The following is a 20,009-nucleotide window of genomic DNA, read 5'->3' as shown; positions in this document are numbered from 1 at the left end:
TAAAGAATCAATCCAGGGTGACGAGCCTGACTGTTTTCGTCAGAAAATCTATGCCACGTTGATATGCTTCAGCCAGAATGCGATCTTCATCAGAAACACAATTCCAGGACCGGATTGTCTCAAGTCGGCTTCGCCAGATTTTCAGCAGCACAACTTCAAGATATACCCGGCGATCCACCAGCAACTCCGGTGAGGCCTCCAGTATATAAAAGTTAATTTGCTTAACTGCCGGGCATTGGGCTATTTCGGTCATTCTGATGCCCATCCGAGAAGAGCGTTATGCAGCTCCAGAGCACCGGAAGTCCGGAGTTCTGCATCACTGTATGAAATACCCAGTCGGTCCATGACGCAATCCGTATCCAGAAAGTCTGAGCTTGCGTCCAGAGCGTCTTTAACAACCTGCTTATGTTTAACCTTTAACAGGTTTCTCACTTCATCGTTAAATATATCAAATTTTAAACCAGCGATAGCAGCCTGGACTGCGGGTATCATGGCTGCGGAGTCAATATCATCAGCAAAGATGATATCTGTTTCCATTTCAACATTATCCTCAAGCCAGGCGAGAAGTATTTCCAAAGAATCTTGTGCGCTCATAATAAACCCCATAATAAAGTGAGCAGATATATTACCTTGTAGTGGTGCGCAATTTACGTACGAAAACCACAGATAACCCGAACTCCAGGATACATTATTTAATTGCGTATGCAACCCCATTTAAACAACAAAGGCGGAGGTTGATTTATATGGGGGTTACCAGAAAATCCATTAATTCGAATTAAGCCAGAAAAAACAACAATAACACCTAAATATACCACACCATAACTTCTGAGTAAAAACAGGGTCATGCCGGTGTTATATACGACGATTTATTTTCATTAAACCCTTTGCAGCCATTTTTCAATTTCACCCTCAATCTGGATAAAATTAATTAACTCTTTCTCGCATTGTTCCTTACCCCAGGAACCCTGCCACTGGCAACGATAAAGGTACTTTCTTTCCAACATTTCCATTTCATCAAGATTCCCCATTGAGAACTGAGGCCATATGTCGTGCCAGCATACATCATAGGTGACCTCTGCTGGTGGAACGAAAGTCATCGCATCTGCACAGATAATTTCTACGCGTTTATCGTCCGCAAAGCTCGCGGCGACAAGGTTGATCACGTCCTGCTCTTTCTCAATAACAGTAACGTGCGTGACGTCTGCTTTCATTAATACTGCATTAAGCACCATTCCAAGGCCCAGTCCATTGATAAGCACGTGGCCTGTCGCCCGCTCGATGAAATCCATGCAGGTCCGTATTTCCATCGGTGTGTTGGACATCACGACATCACTGTTGTATGAGAGACGACGATACTCTCCCGCTGGAATAAATTCATCCTGATTGCCTGAAAAGTCGGCACGAATAGCAAGACGTTCTGCGTCATTTTCGGTGATAGTGAAAGTATCCAATGTCCACGAGCCGGATTTACCGTCTTTGACTGGGAGATCAGAAAAAATAGCGTTCATACGGCCTACCTGAATTTCCGAGACGTTGATGACGTAAAATTATCACAGTATTGCAGCTGATGCAGGGATATGGAGCCAAGAAAGTCTATTTTTCCCGCCGCCATTGTATGTAGCGCTCAAGTCGCATACACATTAGTGCTGTATCCCGTGCCCCCTGAGCCGCAACCGCACTTGACGTACGCCGACCGCCGTTCCCGGTGAACTCACGTAGAGAGGCCCCCTGTAGCGACTTAATATCACCTCCCATTCGTGAGAAAAGCGCTTGCAGATCGTCAAGGTTAAGGTGTTTCCACCGATTATCCGACTGTTCGATATCATCTTGGTTTGCTTTCTCATAGCGTTCCTCACGTGTTAAAAGCTCACCCGGTCTAGCTTTCCTGAATGCTTCTGTAGCACCTTCAATTGCCCGAGCCTTACTGCTGGCAAATATATATTTAGCGCCAGCTGAATATCGGTATTTCCATCGTTCGCCGAAGTTCTGTAGTAGGTCAAATGCAATTAGTTCCTTTTCAGTTACCATAATTCAGCCTTTACTTTCTGGTTAAACACAAAAAATCAGGTTAGATTTCGCGAAAAGTATATTAATCTGCTCGCGCATAAACCCTTATATTATGAAGCCTGCGCTGCTTTTTTCTTCCTAAACTCTACAACGGAATACCAGGCAGAAGACAAGAAAGAGAAAACGCAGATAAGATATTTGAATTTATCGCCTAGAACGTAACCATTAATCATCATGGCGAGAATTATGCCAGCGGCTATAATCCACGCAACGCCACTCCAAAGATGCATTTTTTCCGCCACAATGTTTATCAGAATGAAAATGCCTGCAAGGAGCGCCCCCCATAATGCAGGTTCCTCCAGGAACGGGTTTATAACGAGGTTGATACCAGTAAAAAAAGTAACCACTGCAAATGAAACGGATTTACGCATACTAACCACCTTCATGGAAAAAATTCATAAGCATCACTTTCTTCCTCCCTTTCCCAGTATCTGATTTTCCGGCGAATAGCCGGAGGGGGTTTTAGGTATTAATGCTAATATACGGCTCAACGTTCAAGGAAAGACTGCCGATTTACGGATAGTAACGGTATTCAGGATTTACGGCTACTGACAAAATAATCGGCCAACTAATATCCCCCACAATGACGTTTACCAGTCACTCTTTACCGAAAGTATTCTCCACTACCAGTCCCCCCCTTCAACCCTCAAGCCAGGAGCTGCATGGGCTAAAAGCTCCTGCTGCGCCACGTCAGACTTGCTATGGCTCTCCCCCAGCAGTAAGCATAACGTGCCGGATGCGGCATAATACGATGCATCCGGGAAATGCTCGTGAATTTCATCCAGGAGTCTGGAGAGATTTTTTGCCGTCCGGTAAAAACGGGAGGCGGCGTTTGGCATTGCTTCGCTCAACAATTCATGTGCTGTAACATCGTCATTATTGATTGCGTCTAAAACCTGATTCTGATCCACTTAACAGACCTCCCGATATACATCCTGAAAGGGTTGGTGCAAACCAGCAACTGACTCATCATGCTCTCGTTAACTGACAAGTTGACTGATCGTTACTGAATATTTCCTTTGAGTGCGAGAACCCTGTGTTTATGCTCCTCGCTTTGTGGCATGCCGGTGAAGTTAACTGCAATAAAATAGTCAAGACGGTCTTGTGGCGTGGCGTCATCAAGCACCACGGCGGTTAACGTGGGGGCACCAAAGGCGAGTTGCTCACCACGAGTTAGGTCCTGCCAGAAAACCGGCCCCCCTGCGAGCGCCAGTGAAATTTTGTTGTTGATAAACAGCCTTAACGTTGTCAGTCGCTGCTTGCCGTCAACAACCTCAATATATGCACCATCCCGGGACGCCCAGTCGGGGGCTCTCGCCAGCGCCACATACCCCAGAGGAAAGCCGGATATCAGCCCCTGTAAAAAAGCCTGTTGTTCCTCATGCCCCCAGACATAGTCACGTTGATAGTCGGCATCGAAATCCAGTGCGCCATCCTTCAGCCACTTGATGTACATGTCAACCGGATACTCCCCCGTTCTGGCCCGAAAGATTTCAGCGTCCCGAACTCTGTTGGTACTGGTCATAATTCTCATCTTCCTTACATACCGGCCACATTCGAATGGCTAACTACACCAGTGAATCACATGGTTTGAGTCGTATTTTTTTCCGTTGACGATGATAGCAACTCCCGTATCGCGTGTGTCTCGTCCAAAACCAATGCCTAACAAATTACCGTTCTCATCCCATGCGATGATCTGCGCTCCATCGAGTGGCCGCTCTTGAGGGAAAAAAGCGGCATACCTCCCTTCTGCAACGCGGAGCCTTTTACCTTTTCGCTCTGTTTCTGCCGGTGCGACTGACGCAGATTGAGCGTTTATGTAAAGCGGCAACGTCTTACCAGACTTTGGCTCAGTCGTCATGGCTGCATAACGAGTATGCCCCTTGAGAAGACGTATTGCCGCCTCTCCATCCACGTAGAACATAGGGATGTTTGTTTCTTGTTGTTCGCAATCAGGTGAAGTGTTCCCTTTAAGGAGTTGCTCATGCTCTTTCAGACCAGCAGTAGCTACAGAAATCAACGAATCAAAATCACAGACCATCGTCTTACCATGATGCTCATCTGAATTAGCGATGACCGTTAAAGAACGAACGAGCACTGCATTATCAGCAACAAGTATTTTCAACCAATCCTGTAACTCAATGTTCCCAGGGCATGCGGATATCTGGCGTAACTGTAGTTCGTTTAATGCTTTCATTTAATTCACCATGAAATATTTAAGTGAAAATATCGCGTTACCACTCAGATAACACTAAAGTTGATTAAATTATCCCAATCCACCAGCTGTTTAGTTGTTCTTTTTTAAAGCAGGCCTGTCGCCTGCTCTTCCAGAATGGATACAAGCGTAAATGTCCATTGCTGCTGGTGGAAGGTATTTATAGGGTTTGCTGTGTATTATTTCCGTTCTTTACCCATTACCGGCACGACACTTTGTTTGTCACACATTACTGAACTTAATCACCGTCAGGGAACTCTTGTTCCACTGCCTGGACCATTTCAGCCTTCTCTTCATGAGTCAACGCTTCCCAGGCAACTTTAGCCAGTGGCGGGTTACCATCAGTCTCTGCTGTAATGTACGACCATAGCTTTCTGTAAAGATCATCACCCACGCCGTCGAGACATTCAGCCACTTCATCAACTGTCCAGTAATTGAGTAGGTCTGGCATAGCGATTTCATTATCAGGGCAATCGTCAGAAGTACAAACATCAGTATCGTCATAGCTGCGTCCGCAATGGTCGCATTCAAAATTAATTACATGCTTTTTTTGTTCAGGTACCTTGCTCATGTTCATCGCTCCCGGAATGTGGTGTCCAGTCTTGGATAAAATTATTCGACCTCAAACCAGGATACTATTTCGAATCGTTTTCGCAAGCCCCTAATTGCATATCACCAGGAAAGAAACTTTTTCTGACGGCATCCAATGGTCGCTCCACAAAAAATAAACCATGGTGATTTCATAAACACTGAGAAATAATTAACGATGAATTAAAATATTCTCCCCGAAGCATGAAAAAGTAAACATGGAGAATATCTAAAAACACCCGATAGTGCCGGGGATTATCACTGCTGGGGAGAAAAGAAAGTAACTTTTTCTGACTGTTATGCTGACAGGTATCCGAGATCAATTGCATCATGGCACTGTAAGCAACCCTCATCAGGGCAAACCGCGCTCTTTCCTTGTCTGAGAACCATTTGCGGCTTTTGCTCCTTCAGGCGTCAACTTCACGCTATACCAGGTGTAATTCTGCTTTACGCAATCACTGCAAAAATCAACGAGACCATTTCTAAAGAGGACGGGAAGCGACGGGCAGTTGACTCTGCGCGTACCGTTGTCCTCATCTCCACGCCTTCCATCGCCCTGTAGAAAGTATCTGGTGCCGCTTTTCATTCGGCGCAGCGTATAGACTTGCGCGTCTGTTAATCTGATTTTCTGTGTCATGACTCATCCTTTTTAGCAGCCAGGCAGGCTTCCTTCAGTACCCACTCCACGGCATCTTTCCAGGCTCCCGTTTCTACTGACGGATTTTCACGTTTAACCTGTTCATAAAAATCTACAGCTTTAATCAATGCATCCGGCACTACCGGCACTACCGGCGCTGGCTTAGCGTGGCGAAAGAGCGGGATATCTCCCGCCTCATGGTTCTGTTTGCCCCAAATCAGAGAGGTTTCTCGGCCCATGGCAATATGATGAAGGTTTCGTTCGTCGGTAAACACTACCGGCTCGCCGTCCATTGCGGCCAGCGCCATCCGGGCCACTCTCTTAAGAATCTCGATGTCGGCGAGCCCAAGTGTATAACCAGCTTTTAGATCAAATACAGCCTGAATATTTTCGTCTCTACTCATGCATCCGCCTAAAAAATCTAAGTCCAAGTGATTCCAGCAGGGGGAGAACCTGGTTTTTGTTATAAACCGGATAATAGTGGTTAGCTGCCTACTTATTTATAACTTCCGTACCACCACCCGTCCCCGCCATCAGTCAGGGATATTCGGCACTTTCCCACTGCATTAAATACGCTAACCGAGCAACTGAATACGCCCTGTCTTTGAGTTACCATCACTCCGTTCTCGTACTCGCCAAGACGGATAGTTTTATTATCCTCATCAATCTGAATGTCTATTTTGGTTCCGCGCAGTCCAGTGTCCTTAGTAATAAGCCCACCAGTAGCACCAGATTTTGTCTTTCTAAACGAAACGAACTTAGAACCTGGCACTCTTCCGCTACTCTTTGGTATTGTTCCCAGTTGAGATATGAATGCCATCTATTCAACCTCCATCTTGATGCCAGCGGCGGCCAGCAAAACGGCCTCTACTACCTCCATGGAAGGTGTACCCTCCCAGCATTCGCATTGGTCATCGTACCCTATCTCGTTCTGAACTTTGCTGATAAATTCCGGATCAATTTTCCAACCCGGGTCAGAATCTTTAGGTTTCGGCAGCTTCACGGTGCGGGACTCCAGCTCGGCAATCTTTCTCTGCTGCTTTAATAGCGTCAGCTGGAGAATGACTAACTGGTCTCGTGCCACTTCATTCTCGGTTTGTATGTTCTCCAGCGCCTCTAGAATGCAACTGTCTGGATTTACCGGAGCATTGCCAGCCAGCATACGGATAATAGCGGAACCGCGTGCGGCATATTCAGTAATGGATACGTCAGAGCCAGTGTCCACATCGTCGATCTCAAACCGTAAATCTACTGTGTCGCTATCGATATCAGCAGCCTCAAAACCACCGATAAGCTCTAGTACGGCGGCTACATGCTCGACCTCATCTGGCACGACCTGTTCTCGACGCTCGACCTCGGTTCTCCAGCCGTGATACCACATAAATGCGCAGTACGCGGCAACGTCGCGGGGGTCACCTTTGGCGATATGCTCGTGGAAAGCTGTCTGGCACTCAATTTCCCAATTTGCGTATGACCAGTTATCTGAGTGGCCGTACTTGAGTTGCGCCTTATAAAGCTTTTCAGCCAGCTCGGTGCAGAATTCGGTCACGAGCTTTTGCGTATTTGGGTGAAGCCCGGATGGAACTGACGGGATACATTTGCCGTTCAGCTTTGCCACTTCATCAATACATCGGTTCCAGACGTCGACGCCTGTGCTTAATTCATGCGCATTTATGCGATCATTCGACATCTTAGGGGGGAGCTTAATGCCCACCGGTTCGCGACCTGTTGCAGCCTTGCGACGTTGCTGTAGCTCTGCCAGAAAGGCTTTAGCATCACTGAAAATTTCAAAATTCTCTCTGTCTGCCGGGTCACTGTAATGTTCTTCCATCGCAACAAAGTAATCACTGATGGTGGAGAGGCGTTCGTCTGTTAATGGTAATTTAGTGGTCATTTGTTAAGTCCTCACCCAACCTTTAGAAGTGCTACGGATATTTCCGGCTTTACGTAGAGCCTGAAGCCGACGATCGAGGATGCGAAATGGCTCGCTTTTTCCTTCTTTCATGGCAATTTTTTTGCATTCGGCCGGGATGTCGTCGTGGGAAAACAAGAGGTGAAAAGGGATCGGGGTAACACCGATTTTTTCCATGATTATTCTGTCAAGCTCGGTATATTTTTTCATTGTCTGTTTTACTCTGGCTTTAAATTTTCTAAGCAGAACTGAGTAAGAACCGTGGCCTTCTCACCCGTGATTCGATACCGGTATGGTCTCCCATAAGAGTCAATCGTGTCGCCAAGTGCGTACCAGTCGTCAGTATAGGAACACGATTCGAATTTCCGCCCATCGCCCCCGGTAACATAACGATGGCGACGGGTAATCCCCCTGTGAGTACAACAACCGCCCTGCCAGCAGGTCGCGCCAGCTGGGATAAAATCGCGCTTAGCCATTACTCTTCATCCTCTGGTACAGGAACCACTTCTATCAGGTAACCAGCAGCACATTTAAACTCTTCACCACCAGCCAAATATAAAGTTACGTCGTGGTCGTCAAAGTCGGTTTCAATTACCTTTAATATCAGACCATTAACATTAACAAAGTCACCGGCATCAATGTGCACCGCCACAATCATGCCAGGTTTGTTCCCGTCGACACAAATTGCCTCAGCGTTCATGCCAGATGCTCGGTCCTGGCTCTCAACTTCGGCTGGAATTAACAGCCCTGACTCCAGTTCTTGGTTTCTCTTTTCCAACTCGGCAATGCGCTGGAACATCTGCGTACGCTCAGCGAAACTGTTAATGGCTTTACGCTCCCAACCGTCGCTTTGCTCACGTAAAGTTGCAATCAGAAAAAGCGCTTCGGCTAATTCCTTAGGTTTTGGTGGGTTAGATTCCAGTTCTCTGATTCGAGCAGACATGGCATCGCCACACGCTTCCGCATTTTCTTCCAGAGTTGGGGGATCGCACTCAATTCCATCAAATGGTCTGACTCCCCGGATACATGCTGTGGTTACGACTCCAGCCATTACTGAATGCGCCTTCTTCTGCGACTCCACCAGCGTAGTAATATATTTAAGTAAGACGCGTGCGTATTGAGTAGAGGGAGTTGGGTATTCGCTGATCTGCTTCAGCTGTGCCAACGCAGCAATGATTTCATCATGTGTCAGTTCGGTGTTATCAGGCATCTCTGTCCTCTGCGATAATTTCTGAGATCAAACGATCAACGACCCACTCGTTCAAGTTGTGAACTGAAGGGAAGCGTTTATATCTCCCACCCCTGCTATTTCTTTGCCCACGCTGAGCATTCCATCGCCGGAGAACACCGTTGTTAATCTTTGGAGGGAGGACATTGTTATCTTTACGCATCGGGGTAGTCCTTGTATTGGTCAATCTGGTCAGCGGGATGCTCGTCAAATTCAGAAACATGCTGGGTTAAACGATGCTGTTCGCGTTGCTTTGGGGGGAGGTAGCAACGACATTTCTTGAAGCATTCATGCGGAGTATTAACGTCATTAAAAGCGAACATTGCCAGCTCCGTTTTTAATTTGCTGAATATGGTTAAAAAACTGTTCCCTGGTGCGGCAGTTAAGTGCAGGTTTGAAAGCCAGATTGAGTACTTCGTCACAGCAGCCGTCAACAATATACAATGCGATTTTGGTTGCAAGTCGGGCCTTTGCCTCAAAGAGTTTCATATTGCGGCAAGCTCGGGGGATATACTCCGCAATTTGTAATACTGCCTTTTCTGTCTGCATTAACATATCTGTCAGCCCTAATTTAGGGGCTTACAAGCCCCGTAATTATCGGTGGTGCCCACCGCCATTATCAGGCGGTTTGTTCTTTCTGCCCTGCGGTCTTCTCACCGGCATTCAGCAGGTCATCCGGTAAAACAGCTACCAGGGAGCCCTGGCTCCATGAGACCGCTGCGCTTTCTTTGATCGCTTTATTCAACGCCTCAACCGCCACCTGGACAGCTTCAGGGATAAAGCTTATCTCACCATCTTCGGGTAGAATTTCTTCGCAATGTTGCAGGATATCAAACTGATCTATATGGTTTGGAAGACAGATAACCAGTTGCAGATCACCGGGTAAAACGTCATGGTCACGGCAATAATCCTCCAGCGACTCGGCATCAAAAAAATAGGTATCCGTATCGAAAATCACCAACGGTTCGCCGCGCCAGGCCACCCGCTTCATTTCTGCAAACTTAGCCTGGCGATCTTCTTTTCTGCATGATTCACAATAACTGTTAGAAGGGTATGCAGGATGTTGTTCCGGATGTTTTCCACATTTGCGGTGCGTTGAACCACTCCAGCGGGCCTGATGTTCGTTATCTCCCCAGAAACGCCCCTGACGATCGACCCATCCCGTTAATGTTTGAATACTGGCTGCTTCGTCACTGTCCATCATGACGACTTTTGGAGAATGGCTATTCATTATTTTTTCCTTTTTTGTCAACTAATTAAATAATTAAGTTAGTTAATTTTTAACTTCAGGTATTGGTTTTATGGATTCGAGGACAAGGCGGCGGCGGGTTCTTTCACCAAAATGGCGTATGCCGTTATCCTTGCGATAACATTCAGTTTTATTGACCACCCACATGGTCGGTGTTTCATGAAATTTCTTTGTTACCTCGCCGTCTTTGGTAATCACGATGCCAGTATGAGTTTTTTGGACAGCCATTAAATTCTCCCTTCACCCGGAAATGACTATTCATCAAACCAGGATACATTTTTAAATCGCCTTATCAAGCCCCTGTTTTTTTTCAGGCAGGTGACAAGCTCTACGGTGAATTTGATTTTATCATTATGATTTTTTCAAAACGACAATTAACGGGACAGAAATGGAGTTATCTTGTAATTTCTGGATAAGATCTAATTAGAAGAACGGCTGTCCAGAAGCTGGTGGACAGCCAATTGATTTCTCTGATTGTTCATAAGCGTTAAGCAAGAAAGTAACTTTTTGTGAGTCAGATAACCCGGAGGTTATACTTTACTTTCCAGTCGAAATATTCTGAACCTTCAATTAACGGCGTGAGGTTTACGACATTCTCAGCAAGCCCATTCATAACCAGCACTCGTTCAATGCCGGAAAACCAGTCATCTACGGTGTCCACTGGGAACCAGAGATTATTATTGCTACCGCTGAGTAGCTTATGATTGCAGAAATGAATAGCTCTGCCCTGCTTTGTCACACAACCGGTCACAATGACTTCGCGTCCACCAGCAATAGCGGTTGATGTTGAAACCTGAGGAGCTGAACTGCACCCGTTAAGCATATCCATTAATGACTCCTTTTTTTTCTGTACTGCCAATTATATATGGGCCCCTTCCCTATAGGTTAAGGAGCCCTGGTAATGAGTAGTTACCATTCCCACGCCATCAGACCATCAACGATATCTGCGTCACGGTCAAAATGAACACATTCGTACCCAGCATTAATCACTTTTTCGATATTTTCAATTGTAGGCCAGGAGATACCATCGTCTCGTAAAAGCTGTTTCCACCCCGGATTTTCAACGCTGGTCCGAATAATATAACCATATTCGTTTACGTGGATCCAGCTACGTCCACTATCTGTTCGGGGATTATAACTGGCATCAGTTAATAACTCAGTATCTTCTTTAGCAATGTGCGCGGTGCTGATAACAGCAGTGGTGTAACTTTCTTTAATTTGAATTCCCATATCAGGATTCCTTAATAATGAATTTTGTATGATTAAATAGTTGGAATTTACTTTCATACTCTGGGTGGGAGAGCGCCGGGGTATCGGCTTGCAATAATTTCATTAATTTTTTCAACGAGGTCAGGGCGTGTGAAAGTCACATGAGCTGAACCTTTCCAGAAAGATTTAATAGTGAACCACTCGCAGGTAAACACACCGTTTAACGTATAACTGTTTAAGTTGATAAAATCCCTGTACTGGCACCCTTCTGCTATCCGTGAATCTGGCACGTTTTTCTTGTCGATGAGGCAGAAAGCACGGGCGAGATCGTTAATCCAGTTCTGCGCATTAGTCCTGACCGAAGCGTATCGGGTTGGTGAGACATTTATGGATAAAACACCTTCGAGGATAATTTTCTTGCCCAGACGGCAAGGATTATTTGTTTTGTAGTCCCAGGACAGCTTACGGAAAACATCAATAATACCTGTAACAAACGTTTCATTTTTTGTTGCATTAAGATGCTGAAACGTACTGATGACATTGTCCAGGGTGACTTCCGGACAATCTTTGCTGTATACCTGAGCAGTCCATTTGTCATGTTGATCACCACTCATCAACGTAAACATACCTGTCTGGGTCATCAAGCGTTGCCAGATAGATCTATCAACGCTACGAGCCACCCGGCGTCGAACCGCCTCTATCTCATGTTCTTTAAGGCAACGCCTACCGGTCGAAATAATCTCATCTAGCCCCGTGAACCAGTCCTTTTCAGCCGCAGCAGCGAACAGTCGCTCCGCTTCCCTGAGTTTATCTAAACCTTCCATAAATGCCGCAATACCTGCTGCACGTTGAGCAATAATTAAATCAATAGCAACAGAAGGTATAATACCGCCTGCGTTCTCTGATGAATTTAACTCAGCGGTCAATGTATTTTCTAAGGACATATGAACTCCCGGGTAGATAAGGCAAGCATTAAAACTATTCTTCGTTGAAACCAGGATACCTTTTTTTTTCGTCCCATCAACCCCCATTTTTAAAAAACCAATAAAAAAGTTACTTTCTTAGATCTTGAGGTGTTGGGGCAGAAAGTCATGAGTTTATAATGCCCCACTGTTTACATAAGATGCAAATAAGGGAGAAAAATTAAGTCAAAATCACTCAGTGATTTTAATCAAAATTGGAATGGGGTTAACCCCCCATAGCAACCATCATTGCGTAGTCGTCTTTTCCTGATTGTGTTTCAAGTTTAGGTCATAAGTTGTATGGGGTTTTTAAATTGGCATTTCATGAAAAGGAAAGCCCCTCAATAAAATCGGAGCTTTTTGAATTAATTCAGATGCAAATTTTAGAACTTAATTGAGGAAGCCTGTCGATGAAAAAACTATACTTAGCGAGTCTTTCTGATTCCAGAGTATGCAAAAGCAATGTCTCTGTCCTGAACAGTAGAACATTATTCTCCCATACATCATGCTGCAATTTATTAACCGCTTCGCCTGTTCGGTATGATTCCATCATAGGTTGTATTTTAACTGGTGCGATTTTGTGATAAGAGGGATGGAGTCTTGGCTTCAATTCATCCAGACCAATATTTAACCCTATGTGTTGTGAAATAAGGTCAAATTCACTGTCCAGCACAATCGTTTTAATATGGTGCTGAACAACACCAATGTTATCAATAACCCATTTATATTCCGTTGTAAATTGGCTGAGTTGTTTGTCATATTCAAGAAGTAGCCCAACCATGGCTTTCCGATTATTTTTCATGCCAACATAAAGCCGTTTATTTGGATACGGTCTTCCGCATGAAAGTCCATCATCCTTAATCTCGAATTTCAGTTCCGGGATCGTCACTGATTCTAGTCGGCATTTATTTGAAATGATGTGGTATAGTGTTGGTACAAGATGCAGATACATGATTCCCTCCAAATCGTGAATACCTAACTTAGTTTATTCAACCCAGAAATGGGTTATTGATACGCGGTCTCCCCTCAGTATGTGTTTTAAATTTTTCTCGTGAAAAGTCCGGTAATGCTCAATGTTCGATTCGCAAAATGCTTCTAGTTCCTGCTCGGTCAGTCGAGGTGAATAAATCAGAACAGTTTCGCTTTCATCATCCGCAAACTGCTCTGTGCCATCTGGATACATAAGCCGTGGGACTCCCCCAATAAGCATTTCTACCTCAGTAATAAATGGGGTTTTATCTTCTGCATTGATGTTTAAAAAGACGACTCGGTCATTCATTGAGTTTCCCCTGTAATCAGAAATATAATATTTTGTATGTATCCGCACTGAACCTCACGTTCAGGAACAACGGCGTATAACCAGGCTCTATGGTATGTTCATCAAAGGAAAGCCCTCGTGCAATATTTTCCCTAATATTTCTTTTTATCTGTTTTATAAACTTTGACTTTAAAAATAACTCTTGCGACATATCCACCTGTGAAAGCGGTATGGAATAAATATTCTTTGAATGTCGGTAACCATCGAAATCATTAAAGCACAGATTTATACTAATAACTTCAGGACTAGAAGCCCTGACTTTAAACGCTAAATCATATGCAGATTTTTTATCTGAATCTTTGATTTTAATAAATGAAGAATCATGGTAATTTTCCGGCAATACCGTAACGATACATCCTGATGTTATGTCCCTGATTAGTACGTACCAACGTTCATCCAGTCGACTATAAATCAGAATGTGTTTTTTTAATATTCCGGGTTTGGAACCCAGATCCACATATTCCCTTTTGTCGATCATGTCAGTGAGTACATGCAGGGGAAGTCGTGAACGCTGCATAAGTCTGAGTCTGGCGTGATCTGTTATTCCTGTGTATGCCATATCTCCTCCTCATCTAATTATTTGTAAGGATTTTAATTATTTATCCAGGATTTTTAATCACCCCCACTGCATCCTGAATCTGACGAGTCCGAATAACTGCAATCTGATCCATTGTTTATGATACTTTCCGAATGATTGATTCCTGTAGATGAGAAATTAATGTTATGGCTAATCAGTGAAGAATCACTATCATTCTGTTTATACCGGTTAGTCTGTGATTGACCAGCGATGGGTATTTGTTTTTCGTTTTTGTTTATCTTTTCCGGAACCAAATCGGCTTTAGGGGTCGCGAAAAAATACCAGCTGAATGCAACCCCCCATGCGACCATTGCATAATAGAACAGCCACGGCCAGGTTCTTAACAAATAGCCTCCGTGATAGGCCAGAAGCAAGATACATCCTCCCCCTGACAAAACAAGTTTCCGAAACAGCATAAACACCTCTATGGAAAAGTTACTTTTCCGGTTTCCGTTCGGTCAATGAATGGTATCCACGGCAGCGGCGTTATCGTATTTTGCGCCGTCAATGACCGTTACCATAGGCTCGGCAATAGCCACTACGTCATCGTCAATACCGCCGCAACGACACACTGCCTCGATGATCGCCAGAATCTCATTCAAAGTCAGAGGGTCATCAATTTTCACCTCCGTAATGTCTTTTTTAATAATTGCATTACGGGCAGTACCATGGCTTTTCTGGTTAAACAGCCATGCAACGTGTGTCGTAAGTTCCTGTTCGTCGTGCCCGGATTCGTCACTATTTGAGTCGTCAACGAAAAGGCCGATTTGATTTTCAATCCCGGCACACAGGCAGATCGCATTTGTCAGCTCCAGGAGCTGATTAAGCGTCGGTGTACAGAGAAGCTCAATTGATGATGTGGCACGGGCTTTAATCGCGCTGGTTACGGTGTCATGATGTTTTTTACTGTAAAACGACACTGTCATGTTGCTCATACAGAGGCTCCTTTTATGTTATTCCGTCAACTGACTGAATGGCCTGGACGTTATTACCGGAACAGGCCAGTTCAGGAAAAGATTTACTCACCGGCTGTTTTGCCTTCCTGAGGTTCATCTTTCGACGTTTTTTTTCTCAGCCAGAAACGGCCTGCAAAGAAGGCCACCGCCAGCATGGCGTATACCTGCCAGTAAGGCCAGTCGGAAAGGAAATAGCCCATGTGGTAGGAGAGGATCAGCAGCCCGATGAAGGGTACCAGTAATGCATCGCGTGTGATTTTTTTCATATCTACCTCAAAAAGTGACTTTTATTCGTTAATGTGTAAGTGGCTTAGCGTGATACTACCCTTTTCTACCCTCTCCTAGTCGCAGTTCACCCCCACAACAAAAATGACCAGTCCGGTGGTGTCAGTAAGTCCGCTCAGGCAAGTCTGGTCTGTAGTTAACGCTCTGAGATTGGATTCCGTCGCATCCAGTGGATACAGTGGCTGCGTCAGCAGAAGAACATTTTCATCCGAGCAGGTTAAACCTAGATTCATAACGAATGACTGATAATTCAGCCGTACCCGTTTCTGCACCTCATCGTCTGCAAGGCTAAAATAATCGAGCGTGCCTGGCTCAAATCCCTCGCTGGCAATGAGTTCCAGATCCCCTTGTACCTGTGACTGAGGTATGATCTGCAAAGGCTTTATTGCTGCACGAAACTGGTTACAACTGTGACCTCCACATTGTTCTTCACCCAGAAACCAGTCCGGTGAGGGTGAATAAGGAACGGTGATCGTTGAGGCCAGAACCAAACCCGGGTAGTGGTCATAAGGACAAAACCAGGGAGTAAAATGCTTCTCCGAAATATTGGCAATATTCCTCCCGAACAGAATCGGTGCGATAGACGTTTTCATTAATCAGCCCTGCCCTTCATTCTTTATAAATTATCAAATCTGATTTCATCTGCATGTCTGCAACAGCACTCATGAAATGCGCTGATGCAAACCAGCATGCACAGAAAGTTTATCCCGATACACAATGGCGTTTCAGAATTAAGAGGGTGAATTTGCATTTGAATTAAAATTATTTTCCCGAATACCGGGTTCATCGCTGCTTCTGTTAACCTGATACTGATACTGGCGACGGGCAGCAGAGGAGTAGGAGATGTAGGTGTGACCACATTGTCTGCATTGACACACATACCCCGACCCTTTATTTGCGATCACTGATACATCTTCCCATCCGTTATAGTCCAGCCCGTCTCTGTAGCGGTGCCAGTTTCCTGCATAGCAGGGGACACAGCGCAGGCTTCGCTTTCTTCGGCAACTTCCACGACCACCCATATGCAATAAAACCCTCTTCTGTATTCGTGTCTGGCAGCAACAATTATACAGATTAAAACCCTGTGTAAAGCCCTTATTTGAATAATAGAGGAAAAAAATTCTTTTATTTCATAAACATTCAGTGATTATGCAAAGGAGGGGGATAAAATGTCTAAGGGCGTTTCGCGTTAATTTCGTGGTTTACTCTTCCTTGAAAATTAACTACGAGGCTTTCTGCTTTCCGCCACCAGAACTAATGTGCGGAGTTATGTTTTTCCCTTCTTAACTATGGATTAATGTCGTTAATTTTCGACTGAGCAATTACGTAAATCACTATTGCGCACGCTCCAAGGCCTACAGATTCGCTAAAGTCGCGGGAAGAAACAAAATACACCAGAGAAGCAGTAAGCACCTGTGTAACGAGCGCTCCGGCAAAGTACACGAACACTCCCCGGTTAAGGGTCAACAGTGCCACCAGTGCTGGCGAAAAAATAAAAACGAATAATGTACCGATGACGTTAACAACGTCTGGAAAGTGACTTTTAAGCATGCACAGCAAAGTCAAAAACAACAGAACAGGAATCCCCACAACAAGGATATCCCTAAGTGGAATTTCTTTGATATTAATCATTCTGTTACCTCATATCTATTTTAATGTTTCGGCTACTCATTATAGGCATGGGCTAAATGCATATCTATGTCTTTAACGCTGTAAAGGCCTTTTCCAGGATATTTATTATTTCCCCAATCGGACAAAAACCGGCGACGGTCATATCCAGACACTGTATATTCATACAGCCTTGATATGAAATGACATTTTATTGCTTACATCACGAAAAAACGTTCCTTAATCCCGAAAAATCATTTCAGCACATTGTAAAATTGTTCAACCTGTGATGAGCAACGGCATTCCGGTGCTTCAGCTGGTGGGATAGTTTGTAAAGTTACTTTTGATTGCGATAAGCCTTGAGTGATCACTTGAGGCCAGGACAAGCCAGACGTACGAGAGAAGGAGCAATCTTGGCCTCCGGTGCCTTGCTCTGTCCAGTCTCTCATTTATATGTTCGTCCGGATGCACGACGAAACAGGATCAGCTGCTCTGACAGGGCTTATCACCAAAAGTAACTTTTTTTCCAAGTAAAGTGGTGGGCGATTGAGTCTCTAAAGCGCGCTGTCTGGAAAACTTTGGTGAGTTTCAAAACAGGACAGCACATCGGGCAATTTAAGTTTGAAAAGTTACTTTTAGTAAGGGAGTACCGCCGTACGAGTATCAATACCAATTAAAGCTCGCTGAACGTTAAAGGTTTAGGCCTGAGGCTAGTTCCGCACACATCTGTTATCAGATTGCCTGTTCAGTAGAACAATGCCTCTGATCCATTTCGTCATCGTTCATACGTACGAACGATGACTTTTTGGCGTTGCGCTAGTGTTAGCGGAAACTGTATTTAGAAGACAGTATGAGTTTAGGGAAGGTGTATATGTAGCTCACGAAAGTATATCTTATTGATTTTTATTAATTTAAATATCAATTCATACAATCTGTTTTTGTTCCAGAACGTTCCTGGCATCTGCCATTTTATCGGGAGTGTTTTTAACGAGCAAAGCACGTTAACGTACGAACGATGACAATAGGTCCGGATACACGCATCCGTCAACCGTGAACGTACGAACGATGACGTTTTGATAATTAGATGGGGAATGCCCCAGGTTTTTTTGCGTCTGAAGGAAGGCAATCAGGAAATGAACGAGTCTCAGAAAGCCAAGACTCCCTCTGTTAGTTGAGCAGTCTCACTCCTCGCTAAAATCCGCGTCTTCAGCCTCTTCATCATGATGCTTGCCGTTTATCTTTTTCATCTTATCGATGGAAACAAGAACTGCAGCAATCTCTTCGCCGGTAAATCCAGCTGCTTTCATCATTTTCAGTTTTTCAAGCAACGGGTCATCCAGGATCGGGGCATTTTGTGCCGGTGCCTGAATAGGGTCCTTTTTCGCACCGAGAGATGGGCTTCTTTTTAGGATATGAAATTTGATATTTCTACCGACCTTCTCTTCATGGTATTGCAGATAACCTATCTCATGTAGCTCACGAAGTGAGCGCCGTATAATTTCATTCTGAGCGGAGACGTGGGAAGTTAACCGCAGTCGGTCTCGGAATCGTTTCATGCTGATTGGGGCCGGGTTCTTCGGCAAGCTCGCCAGATAGGTATACAACGCCTGTGCAGACTCTTTTCGTTGTAAGCTGTCCAGTGCCTTAAGCCGCAAAAAAACCTTATAATCAATCGCGTAAAGCTCTTTGATGCGGGGGTCACCTTCTATCTCGATCTCATTTGTTTTGATGTTATAACGTGCCCAGTTTATCAGGCCGGTAGTAAGCGTGGAATCTTCGTTTCTGAACTGAAATGTCACCATTCTTAGCTTAACCATCGAGGCGTCGATACGTGCTTTCATGTGCTTATTCGATCGTGTCGGGTCAAATCCACAGTTTTTGAGGAACGTTGAGAAAGGTAATTTTATTCTTCCCGAAACTGAGACATCGTTAAAATCGTGAATCGTCCTGACAATTCCCAGCCAGACTCGAAAATCGGTGTTCATATCCAGCCGGGGGCTAGATAGGGAGATCTCCTTGTACCCTTCACTGGAAGCGACCTCCATATGCTGGAGCTCGTTTGACACGTCCATAGTCACAACTTTATCAATGGAACGTGTTTTGCCTGTAGCCAAGGGAGTCGGGACAAATACCCCTAGTCTTAGCAGCGCAACGGGCTGGACAGTGCCTGTGTTCCCTGGTGCGAAGTGAGTAACTTTGCCTGTTTGTCCTGTCACTTCAAAAGAAAAATAACCTTTCCCACTGATATCTTTAGATATTTCTTTGTTTACTTTCTTCACAGGTTACCCTTCTGCAAACGTACGAACGATTACTTAATATCATATGAACGATGTTAAAAATACATACCAACGATGACGAATTTCAACCTAGCAATGACATAATCACGTACGAACGTTGACAAAACTACGTACGAACGATGAGGGAAAGTGACGATTTTTATCATAAAATCAATGGGATGAAGGAACGGGGATCCTTTGGGTTTTATTTAGGTTAGATCTTGGATCATATTGGGATCTATTATTGGTTATACCCTGTGGATAACGGTGATAAGTGTCTTGCCCCTCCAGATTGCTTACAAAACCAGCAAAATAGCTTCTTTCCGGGCATTCCCCCCCCTGATCCTCCCGAAGCTGGATTCCAGATCGAGATAAACAACGGCAAACAAGCGTAAAAGGCAACGTACGAACGCTGATGTTTTGTTTTAAAAACTGTTATTTATTAATATGATAAAAAAAAGTCAATGTGTGTTGTATCTCTGCCTGGTAATGCTGGTGGTAGAATTTGGGAACAGCTAACAGTGAAGACAATCCCCCCCCAATGACAAAATGCCCCTGAAACGCCACAGGATTAATCGTAGAATTTATACGTAGGTAGATACCTTTTTTCTGAAAAATGTCCTCAGAGAGCGTTTACGGGCTTCTGAGGGGCTAATTGACTTAAGGATAGGGTTGCTGAAAGGTTGGATCCTGTTTGATCCAGAAAGGATCAGTGAAATGTTGGATAAGCGGGCCAAGCGGATCCCAATCCCTGAAAGCCTGGAGACATTGACCATTTTAGGACTTTAACCGGAATCGTCCATCGCGGACGAATAGTTTTTTCCGTTCGCCGTCACCGGATGGACAGGCGAAGCGCGGCAATCTCGTTTCGCTGTTCCACTGCACGACCGGGGGCCGGAATGATGGAAGCTCTGGGCATTCC

28 protein-coding genes are annotated in these 20,009 nt (G+C 44.8%); all 28 read right to left on the bottom strand.

Features of this window, described 5'->3' with window-relative positions; genetic code table 11:
* Positions 1-7 precede the first annotated feature (7 nt).
* On the bottom strand, positions 8-253 hold the full coding sequence (locus Q1L34_RS27000; RefSeq protein ID WP_017900695.1) for a hypothetical protein: 246 nt from the start codon (positions 251-253) through the stop codon (positions 8-10).
* Positions 250-594, bottom strand: coding sequence for a DUF957 domain-containing protein (locus Q1L34_RS26995; RefSeq protein WP_025999285.1), 345 nt, complete (start codon positions 592-594; stop codon positions 250-252). The genes Q1L34_RS27000 and Q1L34_RS26995 overlap by 4 nt, the downstream gene beginning before the upstream one ends.
* A 281-nt stretch (positions 595-875) precedes the next feature.
* The gene (locus Q1L34_RS26990; protein WP_017900697.1) at positions 876-1,508 is read right to left on the bottom strand and encodes a polyamine aminopropyltransferase; all 633 of its coding nucleotides are present in this window, start codon (positions 1,506-1,508) and stop codon (positions 876-878) included.
* An 85-nt stretch (positions 1,509-1,593) separates the two neighbouring features.
* Positions 1,594-2,028, bottom strand: a complete 435-nt coding sequence (locus Q1L34_RS26985) for a hypothetical protein (protein ID WP_017900698.1) — start codon at positions 2,026-2,028, stop codon at positions 1,594-1,596.
* Positions 2,029-2,117: 89 nt separating this feature from the next.
* Positions 2,118-2,438 (bottom strand): hypothetical protein, encoded by a 321-nt coding sequence (locus Q1L34_RS26980; RefSeq protein WP_009654204.1) that lies wholly within the window; start codon positions 2,436-2,438, stop codon positions 2,118-2,120.
* A gap of 252 nt (positions 2,439-2,690) precedes the next feature.
* Positions 2,691-2,978, bottom strand: a complete 288-nt coding sequence (locus tag Q1L34_RS26975) for a hypothetical protein (RefSeq protein WP_009654227.1) — start codon at positions 2,976-2,978, stop codon at positions 2,691-2,693.
* Positions 2,979-3,070: 92 nt separating this feature from the next.
* Positions 3,071-3,592 (bottom strand): DUF262 domain-containing protein, encoded by a 522-nt coding sequence (locus Q1L34_RS26970; protein ID WP_017900700.1) that lies wholly within the window; start codon positions 3,590-3,592, stop codon positions 3,071-3,073.
* Positions 3,593-3,631: 39 nt separating this feature from the next.
* Positions 3,632-4,264, bottom strand: coding sequence for a hypothetical protein (locus tag Q1L34_RS26965; protein WP_017900701.1), 633 nt, complete (start codon positions 4,262-4,264; stop codon positions 3,632-3,634).
* Between the two features lie 256 nt (positions 4,265-4,520).
* The gene (locus Q1L34_RS28405) at positions 4,521-4,853 is read right to left on the bottom strand and encodes a hypothetical protein (protein WP_305955157.1); all 333 of its coding nucleotides are present in this window, start codon (positions 4,851-4,853) and stop codon (positions 4,521-4,523) included.
* Between the two features lie 369 nt (positions 4,854-5,222).
* Positions 5,223-5,507, bottom strand: coding sequence for a hypothetical protein (locus Q1L34_RS26955; RefSeq protein WP_017900702.1), 285 nt, complete (start codon positions 5,505-5,507; stop codon positions 5,223-5,225).
* A complete protein-coding gene (locus Q1L34_RS26950; protein ID WP_017900703.1) occupies positions 5,504-5,911 on the bottom strand; it encodes a hypothetical protein in 408 nt (135 codons plus the stop codon). Before Q1L34_RS26950 ends, Q1L34_RS26955 begins: the two co-directional genes overlap by 4 nt.
* Before the next feature lie 416 nt (positions 5,912-6,327).
* Positions 6,328-7,401, bottom strand: coding sequence for a hypothetical protein (locus Q1L34_RS26945; protein ID WP_017900705.1), 1,074 nt, complete (start codon positions 7,399-7,401; stop codon positions 6,328-6,330).
* Between the two features lie 3 nt (positions 7,402-7,404).
* Positions 7,405-7,596, bottom strand: a complete 192-nt coding sequence (locus tag Q1L34_RS26940; RefSeq protein ID WP_223226679.1) for a hypothetical protein — start codon at positions 7,594-7,596, stop codon at positions 7,405-7,407.
* A 298-nt stretch (positions 7,597-7,894) separates the two neighbouring features.
* On the bottom strand, positions 7,895-8,629 hold the full coding sequence (locus Q1L34_RS26935; protein WP_017900706.1) for a hypothetical protein: 735 nt from the start codon (positions 8,627-8,629) through the stop codon (positions 7,895-7,897).
* A gap of 327 nt (positions 8,630-8,956) precedes the next feature.
* Complete coding sequence (locus Q1L34_RS26930; RefSeq protein WP_014839969.1) at positions 8,957-9,202, bottom strand: hypothetical protein; 246 nt, start codon at positions 9,200-9,202, stop codon at positions 8,957-8,959.
* Between the two features lie 64 nt (positions 9,203-9,266).
* Positions 9,267-9,878, bottom strand: coding sequence for a hypothetical protein (locus tag Q1L34_RS26925; RefSeq protein ID WP_025999286.1), 612 nt, complete (start codon positions 9,876-9,878; stop codon positions 9,267-9,269).
* Between the two features lie 42 nt (positions 9,879-9,920).
* Positions 9,921-10,124 carry a hypothetical protein gene (locus tag Q1L34_RS26920; protein ID WP_014839968.1) on the bottom strand — a complete coding sequence of 68 codons (204 nt, stop codon included), beginning with the start codon at positions 10,122-10,124 and terminating at the stop codon, positions 9,921-9,923.
* 286 nt (positions 10,125-10,410) lie between these two features.
* Positions 10,411-10,725 (bottom strand): hypothetical protein, encoded by a 315-nt coding sequence (locus tag Q1L34_RS26915; RefSeq protein ID WP_017900709.1) that lies wholly within the window; start codon positions 10,723-10,725, stop codon positions 10,411-10,413.
* A gap of 80 nt (positions 10,726-10,805) precedes the next feature.
* On the bottom strand, positions 10,806-11,126 hold the full coding sequence (locus tag Q1L34_RS26910; protein WP_014839967.1) for a DUF5983 family protein: 321 nt from the start codon (positions 11,124-11,126) through the stop codon (positions 10,806-10,808).
* A gap of 53 nt (positions 11,127-11,179) precedes the next feature.
* On the bottom strand, positions 11,180-12,049 hold the full coding sequence (locus tag Q1L34_RS26905; protein WP_014839966.1) for a DUF4942 domain-containing protein: 870 nt from the start codon (positions 12,047-12,049) through the stop codon (positions 11,180-11,182).
* 388 nt (positions 12,050-12,437) lie between these two features.
* Positions 12,438-13,019: a DUF6012 family protein gene (locus tag Q1L34_RS26900; protein WP_025999287.1), complete on the bottom strand. Its 582-nt coding sequence runs from the start codon at positions 13,017-13,019 to the stop codon at positions 12,438-12,440.
* 33 nt (positions 13,020-13,052) lie between these two features.
* Complete coding sequence (locus Q1L34_RS26895; protein WP_017900712.1) at positions 13,053-13,346, bottom strand: hypothetical protein; 294 nt, start codon at positions 13,344-13,346, stop codon at positions 13,053-13,055.
* Positions 13,347-13,362: 16 nt separating this feature from the next.
* The gene (locus tag Q1L34_RS26890; RefSeq protein ID WP_017900713.1) at positions 13,363-13,944 is read right to left on the bottom strand and encodes a hypothetical protein; all 582 of its coding nucleotides are present in this window, start codon (positions 13,942-13,944) and stop codon (positions 13,363-13,365) included.
* Positions 13,945-14,420: 476 nt separating this feature from the next.
* A complete protein-coding gene (locus Q1L34_RS26885) occupies positions 14,421-14,897 on the bottom strand; it encodes a hypothetical protein (protein ID WP_017900714.1) in 477 nt (158 codons plus the stop codon).
* A gap of 83 nt (positions 14,898-14,980) precedes the next feature.
* A complete protein-coding gene (locus Q1L34_RS26880) occupies positions 14,981-15,184 on the bottom strand; it encodes a hypothetical protein (RefSeq protein ID WP_017900715.1) in 204 nt (67 codons plus the stop codon).
* Between the two features lie 75 nt (positions 15,185-15,259).
* Complete coding sequence (locus tag Q1L34_RS26875) at positions 15,260-15,796, bottom strand: hypothetical protein (RefSeq protein ID WP_014839965.1); 537 nt, start codon at positions 15,794-15,796, stop codon at positions 15,260-15,262.
* Between the two features lie 694 nt (positions 15,797-16,490).
* On the bottom strand, positions 16,491-16,835 hold the full coding sequence (locus tag Q1L34_RS26870) for a hypothetical protein (protein WP_017900716.1): 345 nt from the start codon (positions 16,833-16,835) through the stop codon (positions 16,491-16,493).
* A 1,157-nt stretch (positions 16,836-17,992) separates the two neighbouring features.
* Positions 17,993-19,090: a RepB family plasmid replication initiator protein gene (locus Q1L34_RS26865; RefSeq protein WP_024266240.1), complete on the bottom strand. Its 1,098-nt coding sequence runs from the start codon at positions 19,088-19,090 to the stop codon at positions 17,993-17,995.
* Positions 19,091-20,009: the final 919 nt, after the last annotated feature.

Origin of the sequence: Klebsiella ornithinolytica, assembly GCF_030505655.1 — a bacterium.
GTDB lineage: Bacteria > Pseudomonadota > Gammaproteobacteria > Enterobacterales > Enterobacteriaceae > Klebsiella > Klebsiella ornithinolytica.
Note: the sequence above shows the minus strand (reverse complement) of the source record. Positions and strands in the feature narration are given on the sequence as shown.